The following is a 25,996-nucleotide window of genomic DNA, read 5'->3' on the forward strand; positions in this document are numbered from 1 at the left end:
TGCGACTGCATCATGAACAAGGGGCGGGCCATGGAGATCAAACGCATCAATCTGGCCCTGCAGGGCGGCGGCGCGCATGGGGCCTTTACCTGGGGCGTCCTCGACCGCCTGCTGGAGGAGGAGTGGCTGGAATTCGCGGCGATCAGCGGCACTTCGGCCGGGGCGCTGAATGGCGCGGCGCTCAAGGCGGGGCTGGCGGCGGGCAAGGGCCTGGCCGGGCGGCGTGCCGCGCGCGAGAACCTGGATGCCCTGTGGATGCAGGTCGGATCGAAAAGCGACAACCGCGTGGTGCGCTGGACGCAGTCGGTGATGCCCATGTCCCGCGGCATGCAGCGCTGGACCGAGATGGTGTCCCCGGCCGCCTGGATGGACAACCTGACGCGGCTGTTCAGCCCCTATGATTACGGCCCGTTCTACGTCAACCCGCTGGAATCGCTGCTGCGCGACCTGCCTTGGGCCGATTTCACCTGCGATCGGGGGCCGGACCTGTATGTCGCCGCCACGAACGTCCGCACGGGCCGCATCAAGGTCTTCACCGGCGGCCAGGCGACGGTCGATGCGGTGATGGCCTCGGCCTGCCTGCCGACGCTGTTCCGCGCGGTCGAGATCCACGACAGCGACACCGGGCGGATCGAGGCCTATTGGGATGGCGGCTATGCGGGCAACCCGGCGCTGTTCCCGCTGTATCGCGCCAGCCTGCCACGCGACATCCTGATCGTGGCGATCAACCCGCTGATGCGCGAGGTGCTGCCCCGCACCCCGGTGGAAATATCGGACCGCGTGAACGAGGTCAGCTTCAACAGCAGCCTGATGAACCAGCTGCGCGCCATCAACTTCGTCAAGCGCCTGTTCGCGCAGGGCAAGATGGATGACGACGCGATGAAGAACGTACTGATCCACCTGATCGATGACGACAGGCTGATGACCGACCTGTCGGCACGCTCCAAGCTGATGCCGCGTCCGGGCCTGCTGGCCGCGATGAAGGCGGCGGGTCAGCAGGCCGCCGGCACGTTCCTGTCCGAGCATGCGGACAAGCTGAACAGGGCCGACAGCTTCGATCTGGCGGCCCTGTTCCCGGCGCAGCGCGTGGTCTAGGCCATCGCGGCGGCGATGCGCGCCGCCAGCCGCGCGTTGTTCAGCACCAGTTCGATGTTGCTTTCCAGCGAGCGACCCTGGGTCAGTTCGAAGATGCGCGACAACAGGAAGGGCGTCACGGCCTTGGCGGCGACGCCCTGGGCCGCGGCCTCGGACAGGGCCTGTTCGATCACGGGCATGATCTGGTCCTGCGGGATCTCGGCCTCGACCGGGATCGGGTTCGCGACCAGCTGGCCACCCTTGAGGCCCAGGGCCGCGCGCATGGCGGCGGCGGCGGCAATCTCCTCGGGGCTGTCCATGCGCAGCGGCGCGCGGATGCCCGAGGCGCGCGACCAGAAAGCCGGCAGCTCGTCCTGGCCATAGGCGATGACCGGCACGCCCAGGGTCTCCAGCACCTCCCAGGTCTTGGGCAGGTCCAGGATGGCCTTGGCGCCTGCGGCCACGACCGTCACGGCGGTCTGCGCCAGCTCCTGCAGGTCGGCCGAGATGTCAAAGCTGTCCTCGGCCCCGCGATGCACGCCGCCGATGCCGCCGGTGGCAAAGACCTTGATGCCCGCCAGCTGCGCGCAGATCATGGTGGCCGCGACCGTGGTGGCGCCGGTGCGGCCGTTCGCGATGCAGACGGCCAGGTCGGCGCGGCTCAGCTTCATCGCGTCCGCCGGCGGGGTCTGCGCCAGGGCGCTCAGGGCCGCAGGCGTCAGGCCGATATGGATCTGGCCGCCCATGACGGCGATGGTCGCGGGGACGGCGCCGCCCTCGCGGATGGTGGCCTCGACCTTCTCGGCCATCTCCAGGTTCTGGGGCCAGGGCATGCCGTGCGTGATGATCGTCGATTCCAGCGCCACCACGGGCAGGCCGCGATCCAGCGCGTCGCGAACCTCGGGGGCGAAAGTAAGGGGGGCAGTATGGGTCACGGGACGTCCTTTCCGGAGACATGCGCGGCCGAGGCCCTGACGGCCTGCCGCAGCGCCGCGTCGCGCGGCATTTCCTTGAGTTCAGCGGCCAGATGGGCCGCAAGAAAGCAGTCGCCCGCACCGGTCACGCGTTCCACGGTGACGGTGGGGGGCTGATGGGTCAGCGTGGGGCCTCCGGCGATCGCCTCGGCCGCGGGATTCGGGCCGTCGGTGACCAGCACGCGGGCGGCGCCGCGCGCCACGACCGCCTCGGCGGCCAGTGCCGCGTTGGCGCAGGCGCGCCCGGCCAGGATCTCGGCCTCCAGCCGGTTCAGATAGAAGCAGCCGCGCCGCGCGGCGATCAGCGGCTCCAGGCGTTCGGCCTTGCCGGGGCTGGCGGGCACCACGCGCAGGTCGGCGCGCATCAGGCGCGGATCGCGGGCAATGGCAGACAGCAGCTCCTCGGTCAGGTTGCCGTCCAGGACCACGGGGCCGGTCCAGGCGGGCAGGGTGTCCAGCGGCGCCAGGATCGCGGCGCCTGCCAGCTCCAGGCTCAACGCGTCGGCCACGGCGGCGATCAGCCCCTCGCTGTCCTCGATCGCCATGTAGCAGTCGGTGGGCAGGCCCGCATCGCGCGTCAGATGGTCGGTCATCACGCCAAGGCGCTGCGCCTCGGCGATCAGGCCCTCGCCCTCGGAATCGCGGCCCACGGCGGACAGGACCGACGGTGTCATGCCCCACCGCGCCAACGCGACCGCCACGTTCAGCGCAACGCCGCCCGGCAGGTGGCGAATGCGGCCCGGCACGTCGGCCCCCGGCGCCATGCGGCGCGGCGCACGGCCGATCACGTCCCACAGCATCGCGCCGATGCACAGCACGTCAGGCGTCTTGGTCATCGTCATCCCCCAGCTGGGCGTTCAGAAAACGTTCGAAATCGTCCAGGTCCACCGGGTCGAACTGCCCGAACCCCTGCATCCAGACCGAGGCCTGGCGCATCCCGTCCGGGTCAAGCTTGCACCAGGTGATCCGGCCGCGCCTCTCCTGCCGGATCAGGCCGGCGGCCGCAAGCACCGCCAGATGCTTGGAGATCGCCGCAAGGCTGACCTGGAACGGATCGGCCACGTCGCTGACCGCCATGTCGTCCTCCAGCAGCATCGACAACACCCGACGCCGCGTCGGGTCCGACAGGGCCGCAAAGATAAGGTCCAGCCGGTCCGGCGGGGTGGGCGGGGTCATGGCGGGGCTTTCTGCGGAGGGCGATGGTCAACCGGGCGGTTGAATGATGGCGCGGCGCGATCGGGATTGCAAGATTGCCGCCACCGAAGAAAGACAATGTGGATCAATGCGTTGCAGGCAGGTCTCAGTTGCTTGACTTGGGGGGCGTCTGCCCCTAGACAGCGCCCAACGACGTCAGGGGCGTGACAGATGGCCGAAAGACCCCAGGGCGATGCGGACAGGGCGGCGGATGCCGACCGGCTGCGCGCACTGGAGGCCAAGCTGGCCGCCCTGACGCCAAAACCCGAAGGCCCCGGCCCGATGGGAAAGTACGAACAGGCAAACCTTGCCTGGCGGATGGTGATCGAACTGGTGACCGGCCTGGGGCTGGGGTTCGTGTTCGGTTACGGGCTGGACTATCTGATGGGCACGACGCCCTTCCTGATGGTCCTGTTCATCTTCCTCGGCCTTGCGGCTGGCGTCAAATCCATGATGCGCACCGCGTCCGAGCTTGACAGGAAATCCGGCCCCGCGCCGGAAGGCGAAAAATCCGGCGAACGGCCGGACCGTGACGAAAGGGACTGATCGTGGCGACGGAAGCGACTGGCGGCGGCCTTGAATTCCACCCGATGGACCAGTTCGTGGTCTCGCCGCTGTTCGGTGACGGGCCCGTGGCGTGGTACACGCCCACCAACGTGACGCTGTGGCTGGCGCTGACGGCGCTGGCGTCCATCGCGCTGCTGGTGCTGGGCACCCGCGGCCGCGCCATCGTGCCGAACCGCGCCCAGTCCATCGCCGAGATGGCATACGGCCTTGTCCACAAGATGATCGAGGACATCGCCGGCAAGGATGGCCTGCGGTATTTCCCCTACATCCTGACGCTGTTCATGTTCGTGGTCTTCGCGAACCTGCTGGGCCTGCTGCCGCTGGCCTTCACCACGACCTCGCACATCGCCGTCACCGGCGTTCTGGCGCTGGCGGTGTTCTTCGGCGTCACCATCATCGGCTTCGTCAAGAACGGCGCGCATTTCCTGGACCTGTTCTGGGTGCGCTCGGCGCCGCTGGCCGTGCGCCCGGTCCTGGCCGTGATCGAGGTCATCAGCTACTTCGTGCGTCCGCTGTCGCTGTCCATTCGTCTTGCGGGCAACATGATCGCCGGCCACGCCGTCATCAAGGTTTTCGCGGGCTTCGCGGCCATCGCCGCCGTCGCCCCTGTCGCCATCATCGCGGTCATCGGGATGTACGCCTTCGAGGTGCTGGTCGCCATCGTCCAGGCCTACGTGTTCACCATCCTGACCTGCGTTTACCTCAAGGACGCGCTGCACCCGTCGCACTGACGCGACGGTCCTCGCAGCCCCTGCGCGGTCCCGCATCGGGTCCGCATCCACCAAGATCGACCAACTTCCAACCGCAAGGAGAAATACCATGGAAGGCAATATCGCAGAACTGGGCCAGTACATCGGCGTCGGCCTGACCGCGTTCGGCATGGGCTTTGCCGCCCTGGGCGTCGGCAACGTCGCCGGCAACTTCCTGGCTGGTGCCCTGCGCAACCCGTCGGCCGCTGCCGGCCAGACCGCCACGCTGTTCATCGGCATGGCATTCGCCGAAGCACTGGGGATCTTCTCGTTCCTCGTCGCGCTTCTGCTGATGTTCGCGGTCTGATCCACGGCCATCCTTGCGGCGGGGTGGGGGCCTGTCCCCCGCCCCTTCGTTCGTTCCAAGGCCATGGGGTAGGATATGTTCAGCCTGTTGCAAGAGGCCGCCACCACCGCGGTCGAAACCACTGAGGGCGCGATCGTCATCGACGATGCCGCGACCCACGGCGCCGATGCCGCGACCCACGGGGTCGATGCAGCCGGACACGCCGCCGAAGCCGCGGGCCTGCCGCAGCTGGATATCGCCACGTTCGGCAACCAGATCTTCTGGCTGGTCGTCACGCTGGTGGTCCTTTATCTGGTCCTGTCGCGCGTGGCCCTGCCGCGGATCGCGGCCGTTCTGTCCGACCGTCAGGGTGCCGTCACCGGCGATCTGATGGCCGCCGAAGAATTCAAGCTGAAGGCCCGCGAGGCCGAGGCTGCCTATGACAAGGCGCTGGCCGATGCCCGCACCGAGGCTCAGGCCATCGTCGCCCGCAACCGTGCCGAGATCCAGGCGCAGCTGGACCAGGCGATCGCCAAGGCCGATGCCGAAATCGCCGCCCGCACCGCCGAATCCGAGGCGCGCATCCGCGAGGTCCGCGCATCCGCCGATGTCAGCGCGCGCGAGGTGGCACAGGATGTCACCGCCGAGCTGGTCCGCACCTTCGGCGGCCAGGCCGACGACGCCACCGTGGGCGCAGCCCTGGACGGGCGCATGAAAGGGACCGTGCAATGAACCGCATGATCGCAACGCTGATCTTGTTCAGCGCCGGACCCGCCATGGCCGCATCGGGCGACTACGGCTTCTTCTCGCTGCGCAACACCGACTTCATCGTGCTGCTGTCCTTCCTGGGCTTCATCGGGGTGCTGGTCTACTTCAAGGTCCCCGGCCTGATCGGCGGCCTGCTGGACAAGCGCGCCGAGGGCATCCGCAACGACCTGGACGAGGCCCGTCGCCTGCGCGAGGAAGCGCAGGAGATCTATGCCAGCTACGAGCGTCGCTCGCGCGAGGTCAAGACGCAGGCCGACCAGATCGTCGCCAACGCCAAGCGCGAGGCGGAGGCCCAGGCCGCCACGGCCCGCGAGGATCTGTCCCGGTCGATCGACCGTCGCCTGCAGGCGGCCCAGGACCAGATCGCCAGCGCCGAGAACGATGCCGTGCGTGCGGTCCGCGACCGTGCGGTTGCCGCGTCGATCGCCGCCGCCGCCGAGATCCTGGCAGGCCAGGTGCGCGCCGGACAGCGTTCGGCCGGCATCGACGATGCCATCGAGGACGTGGCGCGTCGCCTGAACTGAGATCGCCCGGCCCGACATCCGGCCAAGACTGATCGAAAGGGCCCCTTCGGGGGCCCTTTTGCTATGGCGTGCGGCGGTTCTGCAGGCGCAGCCGTGCGACGGCCGCGTGATCGTCGGCGCGCCGCTGCGCGGTCAGGGTGCGGGCGACCAGGTCCAGATGATCCTCCAGCACGGCACGGGCGCGGGGGCCGTCGCGGGCCTGCAGCGCATCGTTGATCGCGATATGCTGGTCCAGCAGGCGGTCGCGCAGTTCCGGGCTGGCAAAGATGCGCGGGCGGTTGAACAGCATGCCCTGGCGCAGCAGATCCTGCATCGCGCGCATCAGGTGCAGCGCGATCAGGTTATGGCTGGATTCTACGATGGCCATGTGGAAATCGGCATCCAGCGCGGCCTCGATCTGCGGATCGGGGCTGGCATGGGCATGGCGCATGGCCTGGACGATGCGGTCCAGCACGGCCAGGTCGGTCTCTCCGGCGGCCATGGCGGCGCGTTCGGCGGCCAGACCCTCCAGATCCTTGCGGAAAGTCAGATAGTCGTCGGCCGCCTGCGGATGGCGCGCGATCAGGCGGACCAGGGCAGGAGAGAACGCGCTGCCCAGCACGTCGGCCACGAAGACGCCCGCGCCCGGTCGGGTGACCAGCAGCCCGTCGGCCTGCATTGCGGCCAGCGCCTCGCGCAGGGAAGGGCGGCTGACGCCCATGCGTTCGGCCAGTTCGCGTTCGCCCGGCAGGCGTTCCCCGGGGCGCAGCACGCCCTGCAGGATCAGGGCCTCGATCTGGGCCACGACGGCGTCGGACAGGCGGGCGGCGTCGATGGGCTGGAAGGGGCTGTCGGCGTCGGACATGGCGGTATCCCGGGGGTTCTGGACGGCCATCCTAGAACCGGACCCCGCCAATGCAAAGAGGCCGGGCAATGGCCCGGCCTCTGGTCGCGATGCGGCCGGATTACTGCGTCGGGCGGATCAGGATCTCGACGCGACGGTTCTGCGCGCGGCCCGCGGCGGTGTCGTTCGATGCGATCGGCTGGTTGTAGCTGGCGCCAAGCGCCGACAGGCGACCCGATGCCACGCCGGCGGCGGCCAAGATGCCCGCGACCGATTGCGCGCGGCGCTGCGACAGGTCCTGGTTCAGGGCGGCGCTGCCGGTGTTGTCGGTGTGGCCCACGACCTCGACCCGGCTGTTCGGGTACTGGTTCAGGTTGCGCGCGACGGCATAGAGGTCGGTCTGCGCCGGGCCGGAGACGGCGGCCGATCCGGTGGCGAACAGGATGCCTTCCGGCAGGATGACCTGCAGGTAGCTGCCGCGATTGATGATCTGCACGTTGGGGTTGCTGATCGACTGTTCCAGCGCCGCCGCCTGGCGGTCCAGGATGTTGCCGGCCACAGCACCTGCGGCGGCACCGATGATTGCGGCGCGTGCGGCGTCGCGGCCCTGGTTGTTGCTGTCGCTGTCACGCGTGCCGCCATAGAGCGCGCCCACGGCGGCGCCGGCCAGCGCGCCCTGCTGGGTGCGGCTGAGGCCGGTGGCGCCGGTGCCGGTATCGGTCATCGCGGGCGCGCAGGCGCCCAGCAGGGTCAGGCCACAAACGGCCAGGATCGAAGTCTTGCGGAGGTTCATCGGGCTCCCTTTCCTTGGGTCGCGGGCGGGCCTTGGTGCCGCACCCGGTGCGTTCGTGGCTGCCCCGGCGGTTCGGTGGAACCGATTCCGGGATCTGCCGTCAACGCGTGGCAAGCTGTCGCAGTTCCACGCCAAAGGAAAGTCACTGTTTTGTGGAGGCCACTGGAAACGCGGCAGAAACCCGCCCGTGGCCCGTCGGGACGGGGCGCGCTTGCAAACGGGCGCGGCGGCGGTCAAAAGCAGGCATGGCCATCCAGCGTCGCATTCCGCCCCCGTTGCCCTTTGCCGATCAGGTCGCGATCTTTTCGCGCCTGGCCGAGGCGAACCCGGCGCCCGAGACCGAACTGCTGTTCGTGAACCCCTTCACCCTGGTCGTGGCGGTCGCGCTGTCGGCGCAGGCGACGGATGTGGGCGTGAACCGCGCGACGCGCGGCCTGTTCGCGGTGGCCGACACGCCCGAGAAGATGCTGGAACTGGGCATCGAGGGCGTGACCGAGCATATCAGGACCATCGGGCTTTATCGTCAGAAGGCCAAGAACGTCATCGCCCTGTCGCGCATCCTGGTCGACGATTACGCCGGGCAGGTGCCCGACAGCCGCGCCGCCCTGACCAGCCTGCCGGGTGTCGGGCGCAAGACGGCCAATGTCGTGCTGTCCTGTGCCTTCGGCCATCCGGCGCAGGCGGTCGACACGCATATCTTTCGGGTGGGCAACCGCACCCGCATCGCCCCGGGTCGCGACGTCGACGAGGTCGAGCGCGCGATCGAGGACAACGTCCCCGCCCGGTTCCAGACGCACGCACATCACTGGCTGATCCTGCACGGGCGCTATGTCTGCCAGGCGCGCAAACCCCGCTGCGGCATCTGCCCGATCCGCGACCTGTGCCCTTATGAGGAGAAGACCGCATGACCACCCCGGACCGGACTGGGCCCTATATCATCGGCATCGGCAATGCCGTGATGGACATCATCGCGCCGACCGAGGAAGCGCGGCTGGAGGCCCTGGGCATCACCAAGGGCATCATGCAGCTGGTCGACCGGGAGCGGTCGGAATACCTGATGGCCGCCCAGGCCGACGACCATTCGGCGCGCCGCGACCAGGCGCGCATGGTCGCGGGCGGCAGCGTGGCGAACACGCTGGCGGGCATCGGCGGGCTGGGCCTGCGCACGGCCTTCATCGGCAGTGTCGCCGATGACGAGATCGGGCGGCTCTATGCACGCCAGACCGAGGCCGCGGGCACGCGCTTTGTGAACGCGCCGGTGGCGGGGGCGGGGCTTCCCAGTTCGCGCACGATCATCTTCGTCACGCCCGACGGAGAGCGGTCGATGAACACCTATCTGGGCATCTCGGCCGAGCTGGGGCCGGAGGATGTCGCGCCCGAGGTGTTCGACGGCGCGGGCTGGCTGTTCCTGGAGGGCTATCTGTTCGACAAGGACAAGGGGAAGGCCGCGTTCCTGAAGGCCGCGGAATGCTGTCACGCGGCGGGCGGGCAGGCGGGGATCGCCCTGTCGGACCCGTTCTGCGTGGACCGCCACCGCGACGATTTCCGCCGCCTGGTCGCGGGTCCGATGGATTACGTGATCGGCAATGTCCACGAATGGCAGTCGCTGTACCAAGTCGAGGACCTGGAAGAGGCGCTGCGCCTGGCGCAGGCGGATTGCGGCACGGTGATCTGCACGCGGTCGGGCGACGACGCGATCCTGATCCGGGGTGGCGAGCGCGTGACGGTGCCGGTCCGGCGCGTCGTGCCAGTGGACGCGACGGGGGCGGGCGATCAGTTCGCGGCGGGGCTGATCTATGGCCTTGCCTCGGGGCATCCGCTGGAGGTCGCGGGACGCATGGGCATCATCGCGGCCTCCGAGGTGATCGGCCATGTGGGGGCGCGCCCGCAATCCGACATCCGGGCCCGGTTCCGGGCCGAGGGCCTGGGCTGATCTGCGTCCCGCGACGTGCCGGGGGGCCAGCCCCCCGGACCCCCCGGCGGCGCGCCGCCATGGCCCGCCCATCGCAATTTCGTGGCGTTGCGCGGCAGGGGGGGCGCGTGTATCAGGGCTGAAATTGCGAGCAGCTGAAGGAATTGCCGATGCGCAGGGTTGTTGTCACCGGGCTTGGGATGGTCACGCCACTGGCGTCCGGCGTCGAGGCGACGTGGGAACGTCTGCTGGCCGGTAAATCCGGCGCGGGGCCGATCACGCGCTTTGACGCGTCCGACGTCGTGACGAAATACGCCTGCGAGATCCCCTTGGGCGACGGCAGCGACGGCACCTTCAACGCGAACGACTGGATGGAGCCCAAGGACCGCCGCAAGGTGGACGACTTCATCCTGTACGGCATCGCCGCCGCGCATCAGGCGGTGACCGACGCGGGCTGGATGCCCGAGGACGAGGAAAGCCGCCTGCGCACGGGCGTGATGATCGGCTCGGGGATTGGCGGGCTGTCGTCCATCGCGGACACGGCGGTGCTGATCAAGGAGCGCGGGCCTAAGCGGGTGTCGCCCTTCTTCATTCCCGGCGCGCTGATCAACCTGATCTCGGGGCAGGTGTCGATCCGCTACGGCTTCAAGGGGCCGAACCACGCGGTGGTCACGGCCTGTTCGACCGGCGCCCACGCCATCGGCGATGCGTCGCGGATGATCCGCTATGGCGATGCCGACGTGATGATCGCGGGTGGCGCGGAAAGCCCGATCAGCGAGATCGGCATCGCGGGCTTCAACGCCTGCAAGGCGCTGTCGACCAAGCGCGAGGACGACCCGCAGGCGGCCAGCCGCCCCTATGACGCGGATCGCGACGGGTTTGTGATGGGCGAGGGCGCGGGCGTCGTCGTGCTGGAGGAATACGAGCACGCCAAGGCGCGGGGCGCCAAGATCTATGCCGAGGTGCTGGGCTATGGCATGTCGGGCGATGCCTATCATATCACCGCGCCAAGCGAGGACGGCGATGGCGGATACCGCGCGATGGAGGCGGCGCTGCGCAGCGCGAACCTGACGCCGGACCGCATCGATTACATCAACGCGCATGGCACCTCGACCATGGCCGACACGATCGAACTGGGCGCGGTCGAACGCCTAATGGGCGATGCTGCGTCGGGTGCGGTCATGTCGTCGACGAAATCCAGCATCGGTCACCTGCTAGGCGCGGCCGGCGCGGTCGAGGCGATTTTCTGCGTGCTGGCGATCCGCGACCAGATCTGCCCGCCGACGATCAACCTGGACAACCCCGCCGTGACACCGAAGCTGGATCTGGCGGCCAACGCCGCGGTGCGCCGCAAGGTCGACGTGGCGCTGTCCAACAGCTTCGGCTTTGGCGGGACCAATGCCAGCCTGGTGCTGGGGAAGGTCGCCGGATGATCTGGCGCAACATCGCCTCGAACTTCCTGACGCTGGCCATCGTGCTGCTGATCGCGGCGGCGGCGGCGGTGGCCTGGGCCAAACGCGAATTCAGCGGGCCGGGCCCGAGCGCCATCGCGCAATGCGTTCAGATCTCTCCGGGCGCCAGCCTGAACGCGGTCAGCAACCAGCTGGCGGCGCAGGGGGCGATCTCGAACGCCTATATCTTTCGCGCCGGGGCCGACTACATGGACAAGGCGCGCGACCTGAAGTTCGGCAGCTTCCTGATGCCGCCGCAGGCCAGCATGGAGCAGATCGTCGAGACGGTGACCGCGGGCGGCCCCTCGACCTGCGGGACCGAGGTCGTGGTGCGCGTCGGCGTGCGCGAGAACACCGTTCTCCTGCGCGACACCAACCCCGAGACCGGCGCCTATGAGGAAATGGCGCGCTGGACCCCCGGCAGCGGCGACCGTCCGGCGCCTCTGGTCCAGGCCCAGGACCGCGCGGACGTGCGCCTGTCGCTGGTCATGGCCGAGGGCGTCACCAGCTGGCAGGTGGTCGAGGCGCTGCGCGCCGCCGATTTCCTGACCGGAGAGGTGGCCGAGATCCCGGCCGAGGGAAGCCTGGCGCCCGACACCTACCTGCTGGAGAAGGGCGGCGACCGGAACGCGATCCTGGCCCAGATGGCCAGCCGCCAGGCCGCCATCCTGGCGCAGGAATGGGAGGCGCGTCCCTTCGGCATGCCCTATGAGACGCCCGAGGAGGCGCTGATCATGGCCTCGATCGTCGAGAAGGAGACGGGGCAGGCGGACGAACGACCGCAGGTCGCCAGCGTCTTCGTGAACCGCCTGCGCCAGGGGATGCGCCTGCAGACCGACCCTACGGTGATCTATGGCGTGACGAACGGGCAGGCGGTGCTGGACCGCGGCCTGCGCCGGTCGGAGCTGGACACGCCCACGCCTTTCAACACCTACCGGATCGACGGGCTGCCGCCCACGCCCATCGCCAATCCGGGCCGGGCCGCGATCCGCGCGGCGCTGAACCCCGACGAGACGGACTATCTGTACTTTGTCGCGGACGGCACCGGCGGGCACGCCTTCAGCCGGACGCTGGAGGAGCACAACGCCGCCGTCGCCCGCTGGCGCGAGATCGAACGGCAGCAGGGCCTGCCCGCGGACAGCCCGGTCCAGACCGCGGATTGATCGCGCAGGTTTGACAAACACGGCCCCCGGACGCAGGCTTGCATCCGGGGGCCTTTCTCATGGCCCCATAGCCTTGGGAGGAGCCGTGATGATACTGCCCGACATGCTGAAGACGCTGACCGACAATGCCCGCCAGTTCCAGGAACGCCTGACCGAATGGCAGGCCGCGATGGCCAAGGGCCAGGAGGAGGCGATGGAGCAGGCCCGCCAGTGGCAGGCCCAGGCCATGCAGCAGCAGCAGGAGGTCAACGCCCGCGTCATGGCCCAGATGGAAGGCGCCAGCGAGGCCATGCAGAGCCAGTGGCAGCAGATGCAGAAGGCCTGGGAGGACCAGTTCGCCACCATGCAGAAGCAGGGCGAGGAGATGCGCGCCAAGGCCATGTCCGCCGCGGGCGGCACCGGCGGCAGCGCATTCGCCGATTGGGCCGAGACCTATGCCGCGCAGATGGTCGCCTTTACCCAGAAGATGCAGGGCGAATCCGCCAAGGCGATCGCCACCGCGACCGAGGCGCGGGGCAAGGGCGGCAAGAAGGCCTGAGTTGCGCGGAGGGCCTGTAAGCCGGATTTTGTCCACCGCTTGCGCGGCTGGATGACCATTCCTCTGGTCCGTCCGTTACCGGACGGATCTAGCTGCCTACCCGGATCTGCTGGGGCAAGGCGGCCCTGCGGATTGCTCCGCGCGCGATCCCTATTCGGCATTGCTCCTGGTGGGGCTTGCCATGCGGGCGCTGTTGCCAGCCCCCCGGTGGGCTCTTACCCCACCGTTTCACCCTTACCCATCCGGAGATGGGCGGTCTGTTCTCTGTGGCGCTATCCCTGGGGTTGCCCCCGCCGGGCGTTACCCGGCACCATCGCCTCATGGAGTCCGGACTTTCCTCGACAGGTCGCCCTGCCGCGGTCATCCAGCCCTCCGCGCGCCGCCCGTATGGGACGCGGCGCGGGGGGCGTCAAGGGGCCGCGGTCCCAAGAAGCCGCGCGACGGTGCGGCGGTCGTCGGCCGTCTCCGGGCCCGCGGCCCAAGGACGGTGGCGCAGGCGGAACGCGTCCAGGCGCGCCGGCACGTCGGGATAGCCCAGGGCGGACAGGCCCTCCGCCAGAGCGGGGTCAGGGTCGGTCGGCGCGGGGCGGGCGAATGTCGCCAGACCCTCGGTCGCCAAGGCCTCCCAGTCAAAGCGGGGGCCGGGGTCGATCTTGCGGCCCGGCGCCAGGTCGGAATGGCCGATCACGGCGGCGGGCCCGATGGACCAGCGGTCCATGATGTCGCGCAGCAGGCGGCGCAGCGCGTCCATCTGCGGCGCGGGATAGGGGCGGTCGCCGGGATTGGCCAGCTCGATCCCGATGGACCGGCTGTTGACGTCGTCCAGCCCCTGCCACCGTCCAGCCCCCGCATGCCACGCCCGGCGGGTTTCGCAGACCAGCTGTTCGGTTGTGCCGTCCGCATCGATCAGCCAATGGGCGCTGACCTCGGCCGCGGCATCGCACAGTCGCGCGCGTGCCGACGGGCTGTCCGCCATGCCGGTGTAGTGGATCACGATCAGCGACGGCACCTGCCCGCGGCGGTCGCCGTGATTCGGGCTGGGAAAGGCGGTCACGGTCGCCCTATGGCGCGGGTCGGCGGATGCGCAGGCCCATCGTGGGCGGGATCGGCACGGGGTCCGAGCCCGCGATCTGCGCGCCGGTGGGCGCCTGGACCGGCAGGGCGATGGGGATCGTCGCGGCCGGGGTCGTGCCGGTGACCAGCGCCGCCTCGCGTGCGGTGCGGTACTGGCCGTACCGGTCGGCCTCGAACTGATAGTTCGGGTTCCAGCCCCGATGTTCCCCGCATCCGGCCAGCGCCAGCACCCCGATCATCCACCAGCCGCGCATGACGCCTCCATCGGTCCGTTTCGCGGACGTTACCACCAGCGATCCGGCTTGGCCACAAATCCCGCAGCGCGTTCCAGCACCTGTGCCTGGTTCAAGAGATCGCCCTCCTCGAAGGGGCGACCGATCAGTTGCAGGCCCAGGGGCAGGCCCTGCGCGTCCTGTCCCACCGGCACCGCGATGCCGGGCAGGCCCGCCAGGTTCAGCGTCACCGTGAAGACGTCGTTCAGATACATCTGCACCGGATCGCCCTTGTCGCCCGAGCCAAGCGGGAAGGCCGCCGAGGGCGTCGCGGGCGCCAGGATCGAATCGACGCCTGCCGCAAAGGCCTGGTCGAAATCGCGCTTGATCAACGCGCGCACGCGGCGGGCGCGGTTGTAATAGGCGTCATAGAAGCCCGCCGACAGCACATAGGTGCCGATCATCACCCGGCGCTGGACCTCGGGGCCGAAGCCCTGGGCCCGGGTCTTCTCGTACATCTCGGTGATGCCGTCGCCCTTGCCCAGGGTGGCGCGGTGGCCATACCGCACGCCGTCATAGCGGGCCAGGTTCGACGAGGCCTCGGCGGGCGCGATCACGTAATAGGCGGGCAGGGCGTATTTCGTGTGCGGCAGGCTGATGTCGACGATCTCGGCGCCCGCATCGCGCAGCATCTCGGCCCCCTGACGCCACAGGGCGTCGATGGCGTCGGGCATGCCGTCCACGCGGTATTCACGCGGGATGCCGATGCGCTTGCCACGGATGTCGCCGGTCAGCGCGGCCTCGAAATCGGGGACGGGCAGGTCGGCGCAGGTGCTGTCCTGGGGATCGGCGGAGGCTATCGCGCCCAGCATGATCGCGGCGTCGTGCACGGTGCGCGTCATCGGCCCCGCCTGGTCTAGGCTGGAGGCATAGGCGATGACGCCCCATCGGCTGACCCGGCCATAGGTCGGCTTCAGCCCTACCGTGCCGGTGAACGCCGCGGGCTGGCGGATCGATCCGCCCGTATCGGTGCCGGTCGCGCCCAAGCACAGATCGGCCGCGACGGCTGCGGCCGAACCGCCCGAGCTGCCGCCCGGGGTCAGCTGCGCGCCGTCAGGCCCGCGCCACGGGTTCACCGCCGGACCATAGCAGCTGGATTCGTTGGTCGAACCCATCGCGAATTCGTCCTGGTTCAGCTTGCCCAGCATCACCGCGCCCGCGTTCCACAGGTTCTGCGTCACGGTCGATTCGTATTCCGGGGTGAAGCCCTGCAGGATGCGGCTGCCGGCCTGCGACGGCACGCCCTTGACGCAAAAGACGTCCTTGACGCCTACCGGGATGCCGGTCATCGGCGCGGCGTCGCCCGCCTTGATGCGCTGATCGGCGGCGCGGGCCATGTCGCGCGCCATGTCGGGGGTGTGATGCACGAACGCGTTCAGCGCGCCCGCGGCGTCGATCGCGCCCAGGCAGGCATCGGTCAGCTCGACCGCGGTCAGCTCGCCTGCGCGCAGCGCGTCGCGCGCGTCGGCAATGGTCAGTCGGTTCGCGTTCGTCATTCCACCACCTTCGGCACGGCAAAGAACCCCTCGCGGGCGTCGGGGGCGTTGGACAGGATCTTGTCGGCCATGCCGCCCGAGGTCACAACATCCTCGCGCCGCTTCAGGCGCATGGGGGTGACGCCGGTCATGGGTTCCACGCCCTCGACATCGACCTCGTTCAGCTGGTCCATGAAATGTAGGATGCCGGACAGATCGCGCGCCAGGGCGGGCAGGGCGGCATCATCGACCGCGATGCGCGCCAGATGGGCGACCTTGCGGGCCTGATCCTCGGTGATCGACATGACGTTTCCTTTCGTTGGCCGCGGGTCTACAACCCCGCGCGAAAGGCCGCAAGACGCACGGCCGAAAGGTCCCCATGCAAGCAGCCCTAGCCGTCATCCCCGTCATAGCCCTTGTCCTGCTGGGCCATCTGGCGCGGCGGGGCGGGCTGATTCCCGCCGCCAGCTGGCCGGGAATAGAGCAGTTGGGATACCGCGTGCTGTTCCCGGCGATCCTGCTGACGTCGATCTATCGGTCAGAGCTGTCCCTAGGGCGGCTTGGCCCCTATCTGGGCGCGATGGCGCTGGCCTTTGCGGTGACCGGAGCGCTGGCGCTGATCTGGGCCGCGCGCCGGGATCAGACCGGGCCGCGCAGCAGCTCGCTGTTCCAGGGCGCGTTGCGGTTCAATTCGCTGCTGATCCTGGCGGTCGCGGCCCAGGGCCTGGGCGGACAGGCGCTTGGCGACCTGGCGGTGGCCTTTGCGTTCCTGATCCCGGCGTTCAACATCTCGGCCATCGTGGCGCTGACGCTGCTGTCGGACGGGCCGCGCCCCGCGGGGGCCACGGCCCGCATCGGCGCCGAGATCGGCCGCAACCCAATGGTGCTGTCCTGCGCGGCGGGGCTGGCGCTGAACCTGTCGGGCGTCGCGCTGCCCGCGGTCGTGCTGTCGCCGCTGGACTGGCTGGGGCAGGGGGCGCTGGCCGTGGGCCTTCTGGCGGTGGGGGCGGGGATCGATCCCACGCGCCTGTGGCAGCGCGACCCGGCGCTGTGGCTGGGGGTGTGGTTGCGGCTGGCATTGTGCCCGGTGATCTTCCTGGCCGCCGCGCTGGTCATCGGCCTGCCTGCGGGGCAGGTCGCGTCGGGCGTGCTGGCAACGGCCGCACCGGGGGCGCCCGTCGGCTATATCCTGGCGCGCCAGATGGGCGGGGACGCCGATTTCTATGCCGCGATCTTCACCTGGCAGACTGTCCTTGCGGCACTGACCTTGCCCTTGTGGCTTATTTTCGCAGGATTTCTTGGGGCCTGAGGGCCGCGTGCGATTTTTTTCGGGCAGGTCCGTTTTTTTGGCTTGCAGCCTCTCGCGGCTTTGCCTAAACACCGCCTCACGCCGCCAGGGAAGACTGGCAGCGGACAGAAAGTGGCCCGTTCGTCTATCGGTTAGGACGTCAGGTTTTCAACCTGAAAAGAGGGGTTCGACTCCCCTACGGGCTGCCACTTCTTTCCCGACATCGACGGACTGACCAGCGCCTCGGCTTCCTGCCAGGGGCGTTTTGCATGGCGCGGGGCGTTTATCGTCCGCGCGCCGTTTTCTGCGACCAAGGCTTATGTTTTCGTGCCGATCCGCGGCTTTGGCGGTTGACTCCGCCACCTGCGGGGCTAAAAGGCGGCTTCGATAAGAATTCCACGGGGTTTGCGGCGCGCGATTGCCCCGAAGCAGGAGCAACAACCATGGCGAAGCCGACCACCATCAAGATCCGGCTGAACTCGACCGCCGGCACCGGCCACTTCTATGTGACCAAGAAGAATGCCCGCACGATGACCGAAAAGATGTCCGTCCGGAAATACGACCCGGTCGTGCGTCAGCACGTCGAATACAAGGAAGGCAAGATCAAGTAAGATCTTCCCGTCCGACTGTGCAAGGGCCGCCATCCGCAAGGACTGGCGGCCTTTTGCCATGGACGCGCCCGCTTGCGCGACGCCGCGGGCTGCGGCAGATTGCGTCCATGCGACTGATCGTCAACGGAAACACCCATGACCTGGACGCCGACCCGCAGATGCCGCTGCTGTGGGCGCTGCGCGATCTGCTGGGCCTGACCGGCACGAAATACGGCTGCGGCATCGCGCAATGCGGGGCCTGCACGGTGCACATGGACGGCATGGCGGTGCGCGCCTGCCAGATCCGCCTGGCCGACGTGGCAGGAGAGGTCACCACGATCGAGGGGCTGGGCACGCCAGACGACCCGCACCCGGTCCAAGCCGCCTGGATCGAGCAGCAGGTCGCCCAATGCGGCTATTGCCAGTCCGGCCAGATCATGCAGGCCGCGTCCCTGCTGGCCCTGAACACCGACCCGTCCGACGCGGACATCGACCGCGCGATGTCGGGCAACCTGTGCCGCTGCGCGACCTATCCTCGCATCCGCGCGGCGATCCGGTCGGCGGCGATCCGCATCGGGTCTGCCTGATGCCGCGCGTGGGGCGCATCGCGCGGCGGGGTTTCCTGATCGGATCGGTCGCCGTGGCCGGGGGCGTGGCCTTTGGCGCCTGGCGCTATGCGCGCCCGCTGCCGGATCCCTTTGCGGGGAGGGATGCGGGGGCGCTGAACCCCTATGTCTTGATCGACGCGGATGGCGTCACGCTGGTCGCGCCGCGCGCCGACAAGGGGCAGGGCGCCCGCTGGCTGCAAGCCGCCCTGATCGCCGAGGAATTGGACATCGACCCCGCCACCGCCCGCATCGTGCCGGGCCCGGTCAGCGCCACGTACTATAACCGCGCGTTGATCTCGGATTTCATGCCCTTTGCGCCGACCGATACCGGTTGGCTGGCCGAAACCGCACGGGGCGCCGCCGATATTCCCGCGCGCCTGCTGGGCTGGCAGATGACCGGCGGGTCCAGTTCGACCACCGACGGCTTCGACAAGCTGCGCCAGGCGGGCGCCGTCGCGCGCGAGACCCTGAAGCAGGCCGCCGCCTTGCGCCACGGGCTGGACCGCGGCGATCTGAACACCGCAGAGGGCGCGGTGATCCTGCCCGACGGCACGCGCATCCCCTATCCCGACCTGGCACGCGACGCCGCCGCGATGCCCCCCGTGACCCAGGTCGTGCTGCGCGACCGGTCGCAGTGGCGCTGGCTGGGCAAGCCGATGGCGCGCGCCGACGTGGTCGCGAAATCGACCGGCACGCAGGTCTATGGGATCGATCTGGTCCTGCCCGACATGCTGCACGCGACGGTGCGGATGGCGCCCTGGGGCGGGACGGTCGCACGGCTGGACCCCGTCGCCGCCGAAGGCCTGCCCGGCGTCCTGCGCGTGCTGCCGATCACCGGGGGCGTCGCGGTTCTGGCGCGCGACACTTGGTCCGCGATGCGGGCCGCGCAGGCGCTGGACGTCGAATTTGCGGCCCCCGATACGGCGGGCGATCAGCAGGCGATCTGGGCCGCGCTGCAGGCCGCCCATGACGCGGGCGACATCGACAGCCGCAAGCGGGACGATGGCGACGTGGATGCGGCCATCGGCCCCGGCGATTTCACCGCCGAATACCGCGTGCCCTTCCTGGCCCATGCGCCGTTGGAGCCGATGAACGCCACCGTGCTGGTGACGGACGATGCCTGCACCATCTGGGCCGGCACGCAGGTCCCCGATTTCGCGGTCGCCCGCGCCGCCGCCCTGACCGGCCTGCCCGAAACCGCGATCCGGCTGGAGAACCAGATGATCGGCGGCAGCTTCGGCCGCCGGCTGGAGATCGACTTCATCGCCCAGGCTGTCCAGATCGCGATGGCCGTCCCCGGTCGCCCGGTCAAGCTGACCTGGTCGCGCGAGGAGGATTTCGCCCATGACCAGCCCCGCCCCGCGCAGATCGCCCGCGTCCGGGGCCGCGTGACCGCGGACGGCGTGCAGGCGCTGGACCTGGCGGTGGCCAGCCCGTCGGTCATCGCCTCCTGGTTCGGGCGCGTGGCCAGCGCGCCGCCCGGTCCCGACCTCAGCATCACCACCGGCGCATGGGACCAGCCCTTTGCGATCCCGCATTTCCGCGTGACGGGCCTGCGCGCGCCCGAATCGGTGCCGGTCAGCAGCTGGCGGTCGGTGGGCGCATCGTCGAACGGCTTCTTCCTGGGCACCGCCCTGGACGAGATGTTCGCGCAGGCCGGCATCGACCCGCTGGAGGGGCTGTTGCGCCTGTGCGACCACGCCCCCTCGCGCGCGGTGCTGGAGGGGGTCCGCGACCTGTCGGGCTGGACCGGCCGCGACGCGGGGCAGGGGCGCGGGCGGGGGGTGGCGTTCTGCCTGTCCTTCGGCGTGCCCTGTGCCCAGGTGGTCGAGGTTCAGGACACACCGCAGGGCATCCGCCTGACCCAGGCCTTTGCCGTGGCCGATGTGGGCATCGTGCTGGACCCGGTGAATGCCGATGCGCAACTGTCGGGCGGCATGCTGTTCGGGCTGGGCCATGCGATGAACTGCGAACTGACCTATCGCGACCACCGCCCCGATCAGACCAATTTCCATGCCTACGAGGGGTTGCGCATGCACCAGGCCCCCGCCGTTCAGGTCCGCCTGCTGGAGAACGGCCCCTTGCGGGGCTTGGGCGAACCCGGCGTTCCGCCCGCCGCTGCGGCCTTGGGCAATGCGATCTTCGCCGCGACGGGCCTGCGCCTGCGCGACCTGCCCTTTGCCCGGGGGGTGCGGTTCGCATGATGCGTCTGCTGGCCCTGCTGCTGATGACCGGACCGGCCTGGGCCGAGGGTGTCATGCCCTCGATCGTCGCTCCGCCTGCGGCGGGATCGGTCAGCACCGCCGACGGTCTGGCGGCATGGGACCGTGTGCGGCAGGTCGTGTCGCATCCGCGCTGCGCCAACTGCCATGTCGGGCCCGATCACCTGCCCATGTGGTCCGGTCCCGAATATCCCGAACCCCGCCCGCACGGCATGCATGTCAGCGGCGGCGACAGCCGCATGGGGGTCGAGACGCTGCCCTGCGCCACTTGCCACATCACCGCATCGACGCTGGAATTGGATCCGCATCAGGCACCGAACGCGATGATCCCTTGGCAACTGCCCCCGGTCCAGATGGCATGGTTCGGCCTGGACGGTCCCGCCCTGTGCCGCCAGCTGCGCGACCCGCAGCGGAACGGCGGGCGCGACTGGGTCAAGCTGGCCGAACACCTGCGCGACGATGCCAGTCACGGCGGCTTCGTGGCCTGGGGTTTCGCGCCCGGCGGTGGCCGCGAACCCGCGCCCTTCGGCCTGCAGGCGCATATCGACGACGTGCTGAAATGGGGGGCAGCCGGACAACCCTGTCCGGAATGACCATCCTGGTCGCTTTTTCGGCATCCAAATCGGGCCGACTGCGTTAGGCTGCCAGCACCGATTGCCGAAAGCCTGCGCCATGTCGATTTCCGCCCCCATCACCGCCACCGCCGACTGTCCCGTCAAGGCATTGCTGCGCCGTCCCGGCGGGTCGCTGGCCATGCTGACCGATGCCAAGGGTGGCTTTCCCCGCCGCCCCGGCGCGATGATGGCGCTGTGGCCCGATGGCGGTCGCGTGGGCCGTCTGGGCGCGGGATGCATCGATGCGGACATCGCGGCGCATCTGGACGCGCCCGGCCCGGTGACGCGGCTGACCTATGGCGTGGGCGGCCCCGTCGATCTGCCGCTGCCCTGCGGCGGCACGGTGCAGATCGCGCTGATCCATAAGCCCGACCCCGACTGGCTGGGCGCCATCTGGGACGACCGCATCCGCCGGCGGACCGGCAGATGGTGCGTGAACCTGCGCACCGGTGCGCCCTGCCGCGCGGGCGATCCCGACCCTGATGACTTTTCCCTGGTCCTGCCGCCGCCTCCCGCGTTCCAGATCCACGGAGAGGGGGACGAGGCGCAGGCCCTGAGCACCCTGGTCGCGGCGATGGACATGCCCGTGATGGGACAGGACGCGACGCCGGATGCGCATACCGCCGTGGTGACGCTGTTTCACGACCACGACCGCGAACTGCCCGCGCTGGCCCGCGCACTGCGGTCAGAGGCGTTCTACATCGGCGCGCTGGGGTCACGGCGGGCGCAGGCGGCACGGCTGGCGGCACTGACCGAACAGGGGTTCGACCTGGTGACGCTGGACCGGATCACCGGGCCCATCGGCGTCGTCAGCCCGGCCCGCGATCCGCGCCTGATCGTGGCCTCGGCCCTGACCCAGATCCTGGCCGCCTACGAGGTGCTGACAGCGTGACCTGCACCGGCCTGCTTCTGGCGGCTGGCGCCTCGCGCCGTTTCGGTCTGTCGGACAAGCTGCTGGCGACGGTCGCGGGGATGCCGCTTGTGGCGCATGCCGCGCAGGCGATGCGGGCCACTCCCTTGGACGACCGCATCGCCGTCATCGCCAATCCCGCACTGGCATCGTTGCTGGATGGCTTCCGCATCGTCCTGATCGCGCAGGGTCAGCAGTCCGACAGCCTGCGCGCGGGCCTGTCCGCGGCCGGCACTCCTGACCGCCTGCTGATCGCGCTGGGCGACATGCCCGACGTCACCGCGGCGCATCTGACGCAGATCGTCAGCCTGGCCGCGGATGGTCTGCCGTCCTGCAGCCATGACGGCATCGCGCCCCTGCCCCCCGCCTGCTTTCCGCGCGACTGGCTGCCCCGGCTGGCACAGCTGACCGGGGATCAGGGCGCGGGTCGGCTGCTGCGCGATCTGGCGCCGTCCAGACAGGTTCCCGCGCCGGGCCTTTTGCGCGACATCGACCTGCCCGAACAGATCAGCCCTCCGCCACCGACGCGGCCGCACGACGCCACAGGGGGGTGCGGGGGGATGTGAAATCCCCCCGCCGTCGCGGGACGCAATTCAGCCCAACACCTCGGCGACCGCCTCGGTCGTGACGGCGACGATCCGGTCGGCCTCCTCGCGCGTCAGGCACAGGGGCGGGGCAAAGCCCAAGATGTCGCCCTGCGGCATCGCCCGCGCGATCACGCCGCGCTTCAGCATCGCCGCCACGACCTTGGCGCCCGTGCCCTCGGACGCGTCGAAAAAGCGCCGGGCATCGCGGTCCGCGACCAGTTCCACCGCGCACAGCATCCCCTCGCCGCGCACCTCTCCGACATGGGGGTGATCGCCCAGGGCCGCCTGCATCCGGTCGTTCAGATAGGCGCCGACGGTGCCCGCATTCCCGACCAGCCCCAGGCTGTCGATCAGCTTCAGGTTCGCCACCCCGGCCGCCGCGCCGATGGGATGGGCGGAATAGGTCCAGCCATGCCCCATCACGCCGTTCTCGTCCGTGCCGCGCGCCAGCACGTCCCAGACGCGCTGGCCCACGATGCTGGCCGACAGGGGCGCATAGGCGCTGGTCAGGCCCTTGGCGCTGGTGATCAGGTCGGGGCGCATGCCGTAATGGTCCGACCCGAACATCGTTCCCAACCGGCCAAAGCCCGTCACCACCTCATCCGCGATCAGCAGGATGTCGTGGCGGTCCAGAACCTCTTGGATGGCGGGCCAATAACCCGCGGGCGGCGGCACGATGCCCCCCGTGCCCAGCACCGGCTCTCCGATGAAGGCCGCGATGGTGTCGGCGCCGTGTTCCGCGATCAGCGCCTCCAGTTGCGCCACGCAATGGCCGACGAAGTCCGATTCCGACATGGCCGCATCGGGGCGGCGGAAATAGTACGGCGCCTCGGTATGGATCACCTGGTCCAGCGGCAGGTCGAACTTGGCGTGAAACAGCTGCAACCCTGTCAGCGATCCGGTCATCAGGCCCGACCCGTGATAGCCGCGCCACCGGCTGATGATCTTCTTCTTCTTCGGGCGGCCCAGGATGTTGTTGTAGTACCAGACCAGCTTGATGTTCGTCTCGTTCGCATCCGACCCCGACAGGCCGAAATAGACCCGCGCCATGCCCTGCGGCGCGCGGTCCATGACCATCTGCGCCAAGGTGATCGCGGCCTCGGACCCGTGGCCGGCATAGGCGTGGTAATAGGCCAGCTGATGCGCCTGATCGGCGATGGCCTGCGCGATTTCGGGGCGGCCATAGCCCACGTTCACGCAATAGAGGCCCGCAAAGGCGTCCAGCAGGCGGTTGCCGTCGCGGTCGGTGATGTAACAGCCCTCACCCCCGGTGACGATGCGCTGCGGCGCCTCGCCCCGCGCGAATTGCCCCAGATGGGTCGAGGGGTGGAAAAAGCTCTCGCGGTCCCAACGGGCCAGTTCGTCATTCGTCAGCATCATCGCTCCTGTTCCTGCTGGGGGCAGGATAGGGCGGTGGGGCCCGAAGATTCCTCTGATCCGATGGGTCCTGTCCGAGGAAATCCCTGAACTTCAGCCCTCAAGCCGATTATGTTCCAGCATGGCGCCCAGGGCGGGCTGATCCTTGACCGGCTTGGTCACGATATAGCTGAAATAGCGCCTGACACCCGCGCCGCTGTCCAGCAGCCCGTCCATGACCCCCTGGAACGCCGCCACGTCGGGGGCGATCACCGACATCAGGTAATCGAACCCCCCGCCGATCGCCCAGCAGCCGGTGACGGCGTCCATGCGCGCGATCACCGCCTCGAACCGCTGAAAGCTTTCGCTGCGGTGCTGGTCCAGCTCGACCGTGACGAAGACCTGCACATGCGGCCCCAGGACGGCAAGGTCGATCTGGGCGCGGTATCCCCGGATCAGGCCCGCCTGTTCCAGCCGCCGCATCCGGTCCCAGCAGGGGGTGGGCGACAGGTTCACGCGGGCGGCCAGTTCGGTCTTGGTGATGCGTCCCTCGCGCGACAGCACCGCCAGGATGGCGATGTCGCGGTCGTCCAGGCGCAGGCTGCGGGGCGGGATCATGGCGCGCATGTTCCCCCGCGCGGCCCGCTTGTCAATCCGCGCGCGGCGGGCGATCCTGCACCCCATGTCCCACTGGCCCCTGAGACGCACCGACATCACCCGCCCCGCCTATCGCAGCCTGGCCCAGGGCATCGCCGCGGCGATCGACGCGGGCAGCCTGCCGCCCGGCACGCGCCTGCCGCCGCATCGCGACCTGGCCTGGCAGCTGGGCGTCAGCGTCCAGACCGTCAGCCGCGCGTACGAGGAGCTGATCCGCGCCGACCTGATCTCGGGAGAGGTCGGGCGCGGGAGCTTCGTGCGGTCCGGCCCGCGCGAGACGATCGAGGTGCCGTGGTTCCGCGCGCCCACTGACCGCCCCCCGATCGACCTGTCGATGATGACCCCCGTGGCGCTGCCCCAGATCCGCACGGCCTGGAGCGAGACGCTGCTGCGCCTGTCGGACCGTCTGCCCGATCCGGCGATGCTGTCCTTCCGCCCGCGCCAGACGATGTCGCTGTATGGCGGCATGGCCGCGGCGTGGCTGGCGCGCTGCGGGATGGTGGTCCCGGCGCAGCGGATCCTGATCACCAACGGGACCACGCCTGCGATGTTCGTCGCGCTGCAATGCGTGGCGTTGCCGGGTGACATCATCGCGACCGAATCCGCCACCTGCCACACGCTGCGGCCCGCGGCCCAGCATCTGCACTTGCGCCTGCAGGGCATCCCCGATGACGAACACGGCATGGACCCCGACGCGCTGATCCGGGCCGCGCGGGCGGCGGGCGGGCGGATGAAGGCGGTGTTCCTGCTGCCCTCGGGCGGGGGGCCGCGGGCGCGGGTGATGGACCGAGACCGGCGCGAGACCCTGGCCCGCGCCGCGACCCAAGCCGGGCTGATGATCCTGGAAAGCGACCCCACGGGGCCGATGCCGCCGCGCCGCCCGCCCGCCCTGTCGGGATTCGCGCCGGAGCGCAGCTTCTATTTCACGGGCCTGTCGAAATGCCTGTCGCCGGGGCTGCGCCTGGGTTTTCTGGCGATGCCCGAAAAAATGGCAGAGGCCGCGCTGAACCGGCACCTGTCGATGGCCTGGATGGCCACGCCCCTGATGGCCGAGATCGCGCATGACTGGATCACCGGCGGCACGGCCGACGCGCTGCTGGCGGCGCAGCGCAGCGAACTGGCCGCAAGGAACCGGCTGGCGGTGCGCGTCCTGGGCCAGCGTGCGCAGGGGTTCCTGCACGGTTTGCACCGCTGGATGCCGCTGGACCCCGGCACCGACGAAGGCGCGGCCCTGGCCACCGCGCTGTCCCACCAGGTCGCGCTGGCGCCCGGCGCGGGCTTTGCGATCCTGCCCCAGGGGCCGGCGCTGCGCGTGTCGCTGGGCGGGGCCACGACGCGCGATCTTGAACAGGCGCTGCGCATCGTCTCGGCAGTTCTTCCGGGCTGAGGGCAGGACAATCGAGCGACCTGTTTGACTCTCGCGGTCAGAATTGTCATGATTTAATACATCAATTGACTTGGATTCCGCTTGTCCCGAACCATCGGGTCCAATCGGAACGGTCCGAAAGGTCCGAATCCTGCCGCAGA

General features: G+C 69.5%; 30 protein-coding genes, 1 tRNA gene and 1 other RNA gene. 20 read left to right on the forward strand and 12 right to left on the reverse strand.

Annotated features, from left to right (window positions below; all coding sequences use genetic code 11):
- The first annotated feature begins 30 nt into the window (after positions 1-30).
- Complete coding sequence (locus tag PRL19_RS11750) at positions 31-1,095, forward strand: patatin-like phospholipase family protein (RefSeq protein ID WP_273743085.1); 1,065 nt, start codon at positions 31-33, stop codon at positions 1,093-1,095.
- Here the strand turns inward: PRL19_RS11750 and PRL19_RS11755 are convergent.
- From PRL19_RS11755 to PRL19_RS11765, 3 genes are read right to left on the reverse strand one after another with little or no spacing between them, the layout of a single operon-like run.
- Positions 1,092-2,009: a pseudouridine-5'-phosphate glycosidase gene (locus PRL19_RS11755; protein WP_273743086.1), complete on the reverse strand. Its 918-nt coding sequence runs from the start codon at positions 2,007-2,009 to the stop codon at positions 1,092-1,094. The genes PRL19_RS11750 and PRL19_RS11755 overlap by 4 nt on opposite strands.
- The gene (locus PRL19_RS11760; RefSeq protein WP_273743087.1) at positions 2,006-2,884 is read right to left on the reverse strand and encodes a PfkB family carbohydrate kinase; all 879 of its coding nucleotides are present in this window, start codon (positions 2,882-2,884) and stop codon (positions 2,006-2,008) included. Before PRL19_RS11760 ends, PRL19_RS11755 begins: the two co-directional genes overlap by 4 nt.
- On the reverse strand, positions 2,868-3,224 hold the full coding sequence (locus PRL19_RS11765) for an ArsR/SmtB family transcription factor (RefSeq protein ID WP_045999391.1): 357 nt from the start codon (positions 3,222-3,224) through the stop codon (positions 2,868-2,870). The genes PRL19_RS11760 and PRL19_RS11765 overlap by 17 nt, the downstream gene beginning before the upstream one ends.
- 189 nt (positions 3,225-3,413) lie before the next feature.
- Here PRL19_RS11765 and PRL19_RS11770 point away from each other — a divergent pair, with 189 nt between their 5' ends.
- The 5 genes from PRL19_RS11770 (at position 3,414) to PRL19_RS11790 (ending at position 6,136) form a co-directional block, all read left to right on the forward strand.
- On the forward strand, positions 3,414-3,788 hold the full coding sequence (locus tag PRL19_RS11770) for an AtpZ/AtpI family protein (protein ID WP_045999390.1): 375 nt from the start codon (positions 3,414-3,416) through the stop codon (positions 3,786-3,788).
- A gap of 2 nt (positions 3,789-3,790) precedes the next feature.
- A complete protein-coding gene (locus PRL19_RS11775; RefSeq protein ID WP_045999389.1) occupies positions 3,791-4,540 on the forward strand; it encodes a F0F1 ATP synthase subunit A in 750 nt (249 codons plus the stop codon).
- Positions 4,541-4,628: 88 nt separating this feature from the next.
- Entirely contained in the window at positions 4,629-4,865 is a 237-nt protein-coding gene (locus tag PRL19_RS11780) for a F0F1 ATP synthase subunit C (protein WP_022707390.1), read from the forward strand.
- Positions 4,866-4,940: 75 nt separating this feature from the next.
- Positions 4,941-5,576: a F0F1 ATP synthase subunit B' gene (locus PRL19_RS11785; protein WP_273743088.1), complete on the forward strand. Its 636-nt coding sequence runs from the start codon at positions 4,941-4,943 to the stop codon at positions 5,574-5,576.
- Positions 5,573-6,136: a F0F1 ATP synthase subunit B gene (locus PRL19_RS11790; protein WP_045999388.1), complete on the forward strand. Its 564-nt coding sequence runs from the start codon at positions 5,573-5,575 to the stop codon at positions 6,134-6,136. The genes PRL19_RS11785 and PRL19_RS11790 overlap by 4 nt, the downstream gene beginning before the upstream one ends.
- A 61-nt stretch (positions 6,137-6,197) precedes the next feature.
- On the opposite strand, the gene PRL19_RS11795 is transcribed toward PRL19_RS11790, so the two are convergent.
- Together PRL19_RS11795 and PRL19_RS11800 are read right to left on the reverse strand one after the other, a co-directional pair.
- Positions 6,198-6,980, reverse strand: a complete 783-nt coding sequence (locus PRL19_RS11795; RefSeq protein ID WP_273743089.1) for a FadR/GntR family transcriptional regulator — start codon at positions 6,978-6,980, stop codon at positions 6,198-6,200.
- A gap of 100 nt (positions 6,981-7,080) precedes the next feature.
- The gene (locus PRL19_RS11800; protein WP_045999386.1) at positions 7,081-7,752 is read right to left on the reverse strand and encodes a YiaD family glycine zipper/OmpA-like lipoprotein; all 672 of its coding nucleotides are present in this window, start codon (positions 7,750-7,752) and stop codon (positions 7,081-7,083) included.
- 245 nt (positions 7,753-7,997) lie between these two features.
- Between PRL19_RS11800 and nth the strand changes: the two genes are divergently transcribed.
- The 5 genes from nth to PRL19_RS11825 all read left to right on the forward strand — a co-directional run bounded on the left by nth (position 7,998) and on the right by PRL19_RS11825 (position 12,816).
- Complete coding sequence (gene nth, locus PRL19_RS11805; RefSeq protein ID WP_194885373.1) at positions 7,998-8,660, forward strand: endonuclease III; 663 nt, start codon at positions 7,998-8,000, stop codon at positions 8,658-8,660.
- Positions 8,657-9,685, forward strand: a complete 1,029-nt coding sequence (locus PRL19_RS11810; RefSeq protein ID WP_273743090.1) for an adenosine kinase — start codon at positions 8,657-8,659, stop codon at positions 9,683-9,685. The genes nth and PRL19_RS11810 overlap by 4 nt, the downstream gene beginning before the upstream one ends.
- Before the next feature lie 149 nt (positions 9,686-9,834).
- Complete coding sequence (fabF, locus tag PRL19_RS11815; protein ID WP_045999383.1) at positions 9,835-11,097, forward strand: beta-ketoacyl-ACP synthase II; 1,263 nt, start codon at positions 9,835-9,837, stop codon at positions 11,095-11,097.
- On the forward strand, positions 11,097-12,278 hold the full coding sequence (gene mltG, locus PRL19_RS11820) for an endolytic transglycosylase MltG (RefSeq protein ID WP_176695014.1): 1,182 nt from the start codon (positions 11,097-11,099) through the stop codon (positions 12,276-12,278). The genes fabF and mltG overlap by 1 nt, the downstream gene beginning before the upstream one ends.
- 88 nt (positions 12,279-12,366) lie before the next feature.
- Positions 12,367-12,816, forward strand: coding sequence for a hypothetical protein (locus PRL19_RS11825; RefSeq protein ID WP_127898308.1), 450 nt, complete (start codon positions 12,367-12,369; stop codon positions 12,814-12,816).
- Between the two features lies 1 nt (position 12,817).
- On the opposite strand, the gene rnpB is transcribed toward PRL19_RS11825, so the two are convergent.
- The 5 genes from rnpB to gatC all read right to left on the reverse strand — a co-directional run bounded on the left by rnpB (position 12,818) and on the right by gatC (position 15,942).
- Positions 12,818-13,192, reverse strand: an RNA gene (rnpB, locus tag PRL19_RS11830) — RNase P RNA component class A.
- Between the two features lie 33 nt (positions 13,193-13,225).
- Entirely contained in the window at positions 13,226-13,870 is a 645-nt protein-coding gene (locus PRL19_RS11835) for an N-acetylmuramoyl-L-alanine amidase (protein ID WP_273743091.1), read from the reverse strand.
- A 7-nt stretch (positions 13,871-13,877) separates the two neighbouring features.
- Positions 13,878-14,144, reverse strand: coding sequence for a hypothetical protein (locus PRL19_RS11840; RefSeq protein WP_127898309.1), 267 nt, complete (start codon positions 14,142-14,144; stop codon positions 13,878-13,880).
- Positions 14,145-14,173: 29 nt separating this feature from the next.
- The gene (gene gatA, locus PRL19_RS11845; RefSeq protein WP_273743092.1) at positions 14,174-15,658 is read right to left on the reverse strand and encodes an Asp-tRNA(Asn)/Glu-tRNA(Gln) amidotransferase subunit GatA; all 1,485 of its coding nucleotides are present in this window, start codon (positions 15,656-15,658) and stop codon (positions 14,174-14,176) included.
- The gene (gene gatC / locus PRL19_RS11850; RefSeq protein WP_042244485.1) at positions 15,655-15,942 is read right to left on the reverse strand and encodes an Asp-tRNA(Asn)/Glu-tRNA(Gln) amidotransferase subunit GatC; all 288 of its coding nucleotides are present in this window, start codon (positions 15,940-15,942) and stop codon (positions 15,655-15,657) included. The genes gatA and gatC overlap by 4 nt, the downstream gene beginning before the upstream one ends.
- Before the next feature lie 74 nt (positions 15,943-16,016).
- On the opposite strand from gatC, the gene PRL19_RS11855 reads away from it, so the two are divergent.
- The 8 genes from PRL19_RS11855 (at position 16,017) to PRL19_RS11890 (ending at position 22,435) form a co-directional block, all read left to right on the forward strand.
- Positions 16,017-16,946: an AEC family transporter gene (locus PRL19_RS11855; RefSeq protein ID WP_273743093.1), complete on the forward strand. Its 930-nt coding sequence runs from the start codon at positions 16,017-16,019 to the stop codon at positions 16,944-16,946.
- Positions 16,947-17,059: 113 nt separating this feature from the next.
- A tRNA-Glu gene (locus tag PRL19_RS11860) sits at positions 17,060-17,134 on the forward strand.
- Positions 17,135-17,368: 234 nt separating this feature from the next.
- Positions 17,369-17,536: a 50S ribosomal protein L33 gene (gene rpmG, locus PRL19_RS11865; RefSeq protein WP_042244479.1), complete on the forward strand. Its 168-nt coding sequence runs from the start codon at positions 17,369-17,371 to the stop codon at positions 17,534-17,536.
- 107 nt (positions 17,537-17,643) lie between these two features.
- Complete coding sequence (locus PRL19_RS11870) at positions 17,644-18,102, forward strand: (2Fe-2S)-binding protein (protein ID WP_148911769.1); 459 nt, start codon at positions 17,644-17,646, stop codon at positions 18,100-18,102.
- Positions 18,102-20,327, forward strand: coding sequence for a xanthine dehydrogenase family protein molybdopterin-binding subunit (locus PRL19_RS11875; RefSeq protein WP_273743094.1), 2,226 nt, complete (start codon positions 18,102-18,104; stop codon positions 20,325-20,327). The genes PRL19_RS11870 and PRL19_RS11875 overlap by 1 nt, the downstream gene beginning before the upstream one ends.
- Positions 20,324-20,938 carry a hypothetical protein gene (locus PRL19_RS11880; protein ID WP_273743095.1) on the forward strand — a complete coding sequence of 205 codons (615 nt, stop codon included), beginning with the start codon at positions 20,324-20,326 and terminating at the stop codon, positions 20,936-20,938. The genes PRL19_RS11875 and PRL19_RS11880 overlap by 4 nt, the downstream gene beginning before the upstream one ends.
- A gap of 79 nt (positions 20,939-21,017) precedes the next feature.
- Entirely contained in the window at positions 21,018-21,851 is an 834-nt protein-coding gene (locus tag PRL19_RS11885; protein WP_273743096.1) for an XdhC family protein, read from the forward strand.
- Complete coding sequence (locus PRL19_RS11890; protein ID WP_273743097.1) at positions 21,848-22,435, forward strand: nucleotidyltransferase family protein; 588 nt, start codon at positions 21,848-21,850, stop codon at positions 22,433-22,435. Before PRL19_RS11885 ends, PRL19_RS11890 begins: the two co-directional genes overlap by 4 nt.
- 27 nt (positions 22,436-22,462) lie before the next feature.
- Here the strand turns inward: PRL19_RS11890 and PRL19_RS11895 are convergent, their stop codons facing one another.
- On the reverse strand, positions 22,463-23,833 hold the full coding sequence (locus tag PRL19_RS11895) for an aspartate aminotransferase family protein (RefSeq protein WP_273744504.1): 1,371 nt from the start codon (positions 23,831-23,833) through the stop codon (positions 22,463-22,465).
- 93 nt (positions 23,834-23,926) lie between these two features.
- Positions 23,927-24,430, reverse strand: coding sequence for an Lrp/AsnC family transcriptional regulator (locus PRL19_RS11900; RefSeq protein WP_273743098.1), 504 nt, complete (start codon positions 24,428-24,430; stop codon positions 23,927-23,929).
- Between PRL19_RS11900 and ehuR the strand changes: the two genes are divergently transcribed.
- On the forward strand, positions 24,429-25,856 hold the full coding sequence (ehuR, locus tag PRL19_RS11905; RefSeq protein ID WP_164871416.1) for a MocR-like ectoine utilization transcription factor EhuR: 1,428 nt from the start codon (positions 24,429-24,431) through the stop codon (positions 25,854-25,856). The two genes, PRL19_RS11900 and ehuR, sit on opposite strands and share 2 nt — an antisense overlap.
- The last annotated feature ends 140 nt before the right edge of the window (positions 25,857-25,996 follow it).

Origin of the sequence: Paracoccus marcusii (assembly GCF_028621715.1) — a bacterium.
GTDB lineage: Bacteria > Pseudomonadota > Alphaproteobacteria > Rhodobacterales > Rhodobacteraceae > Paracoccus > Paracoccus marcusii.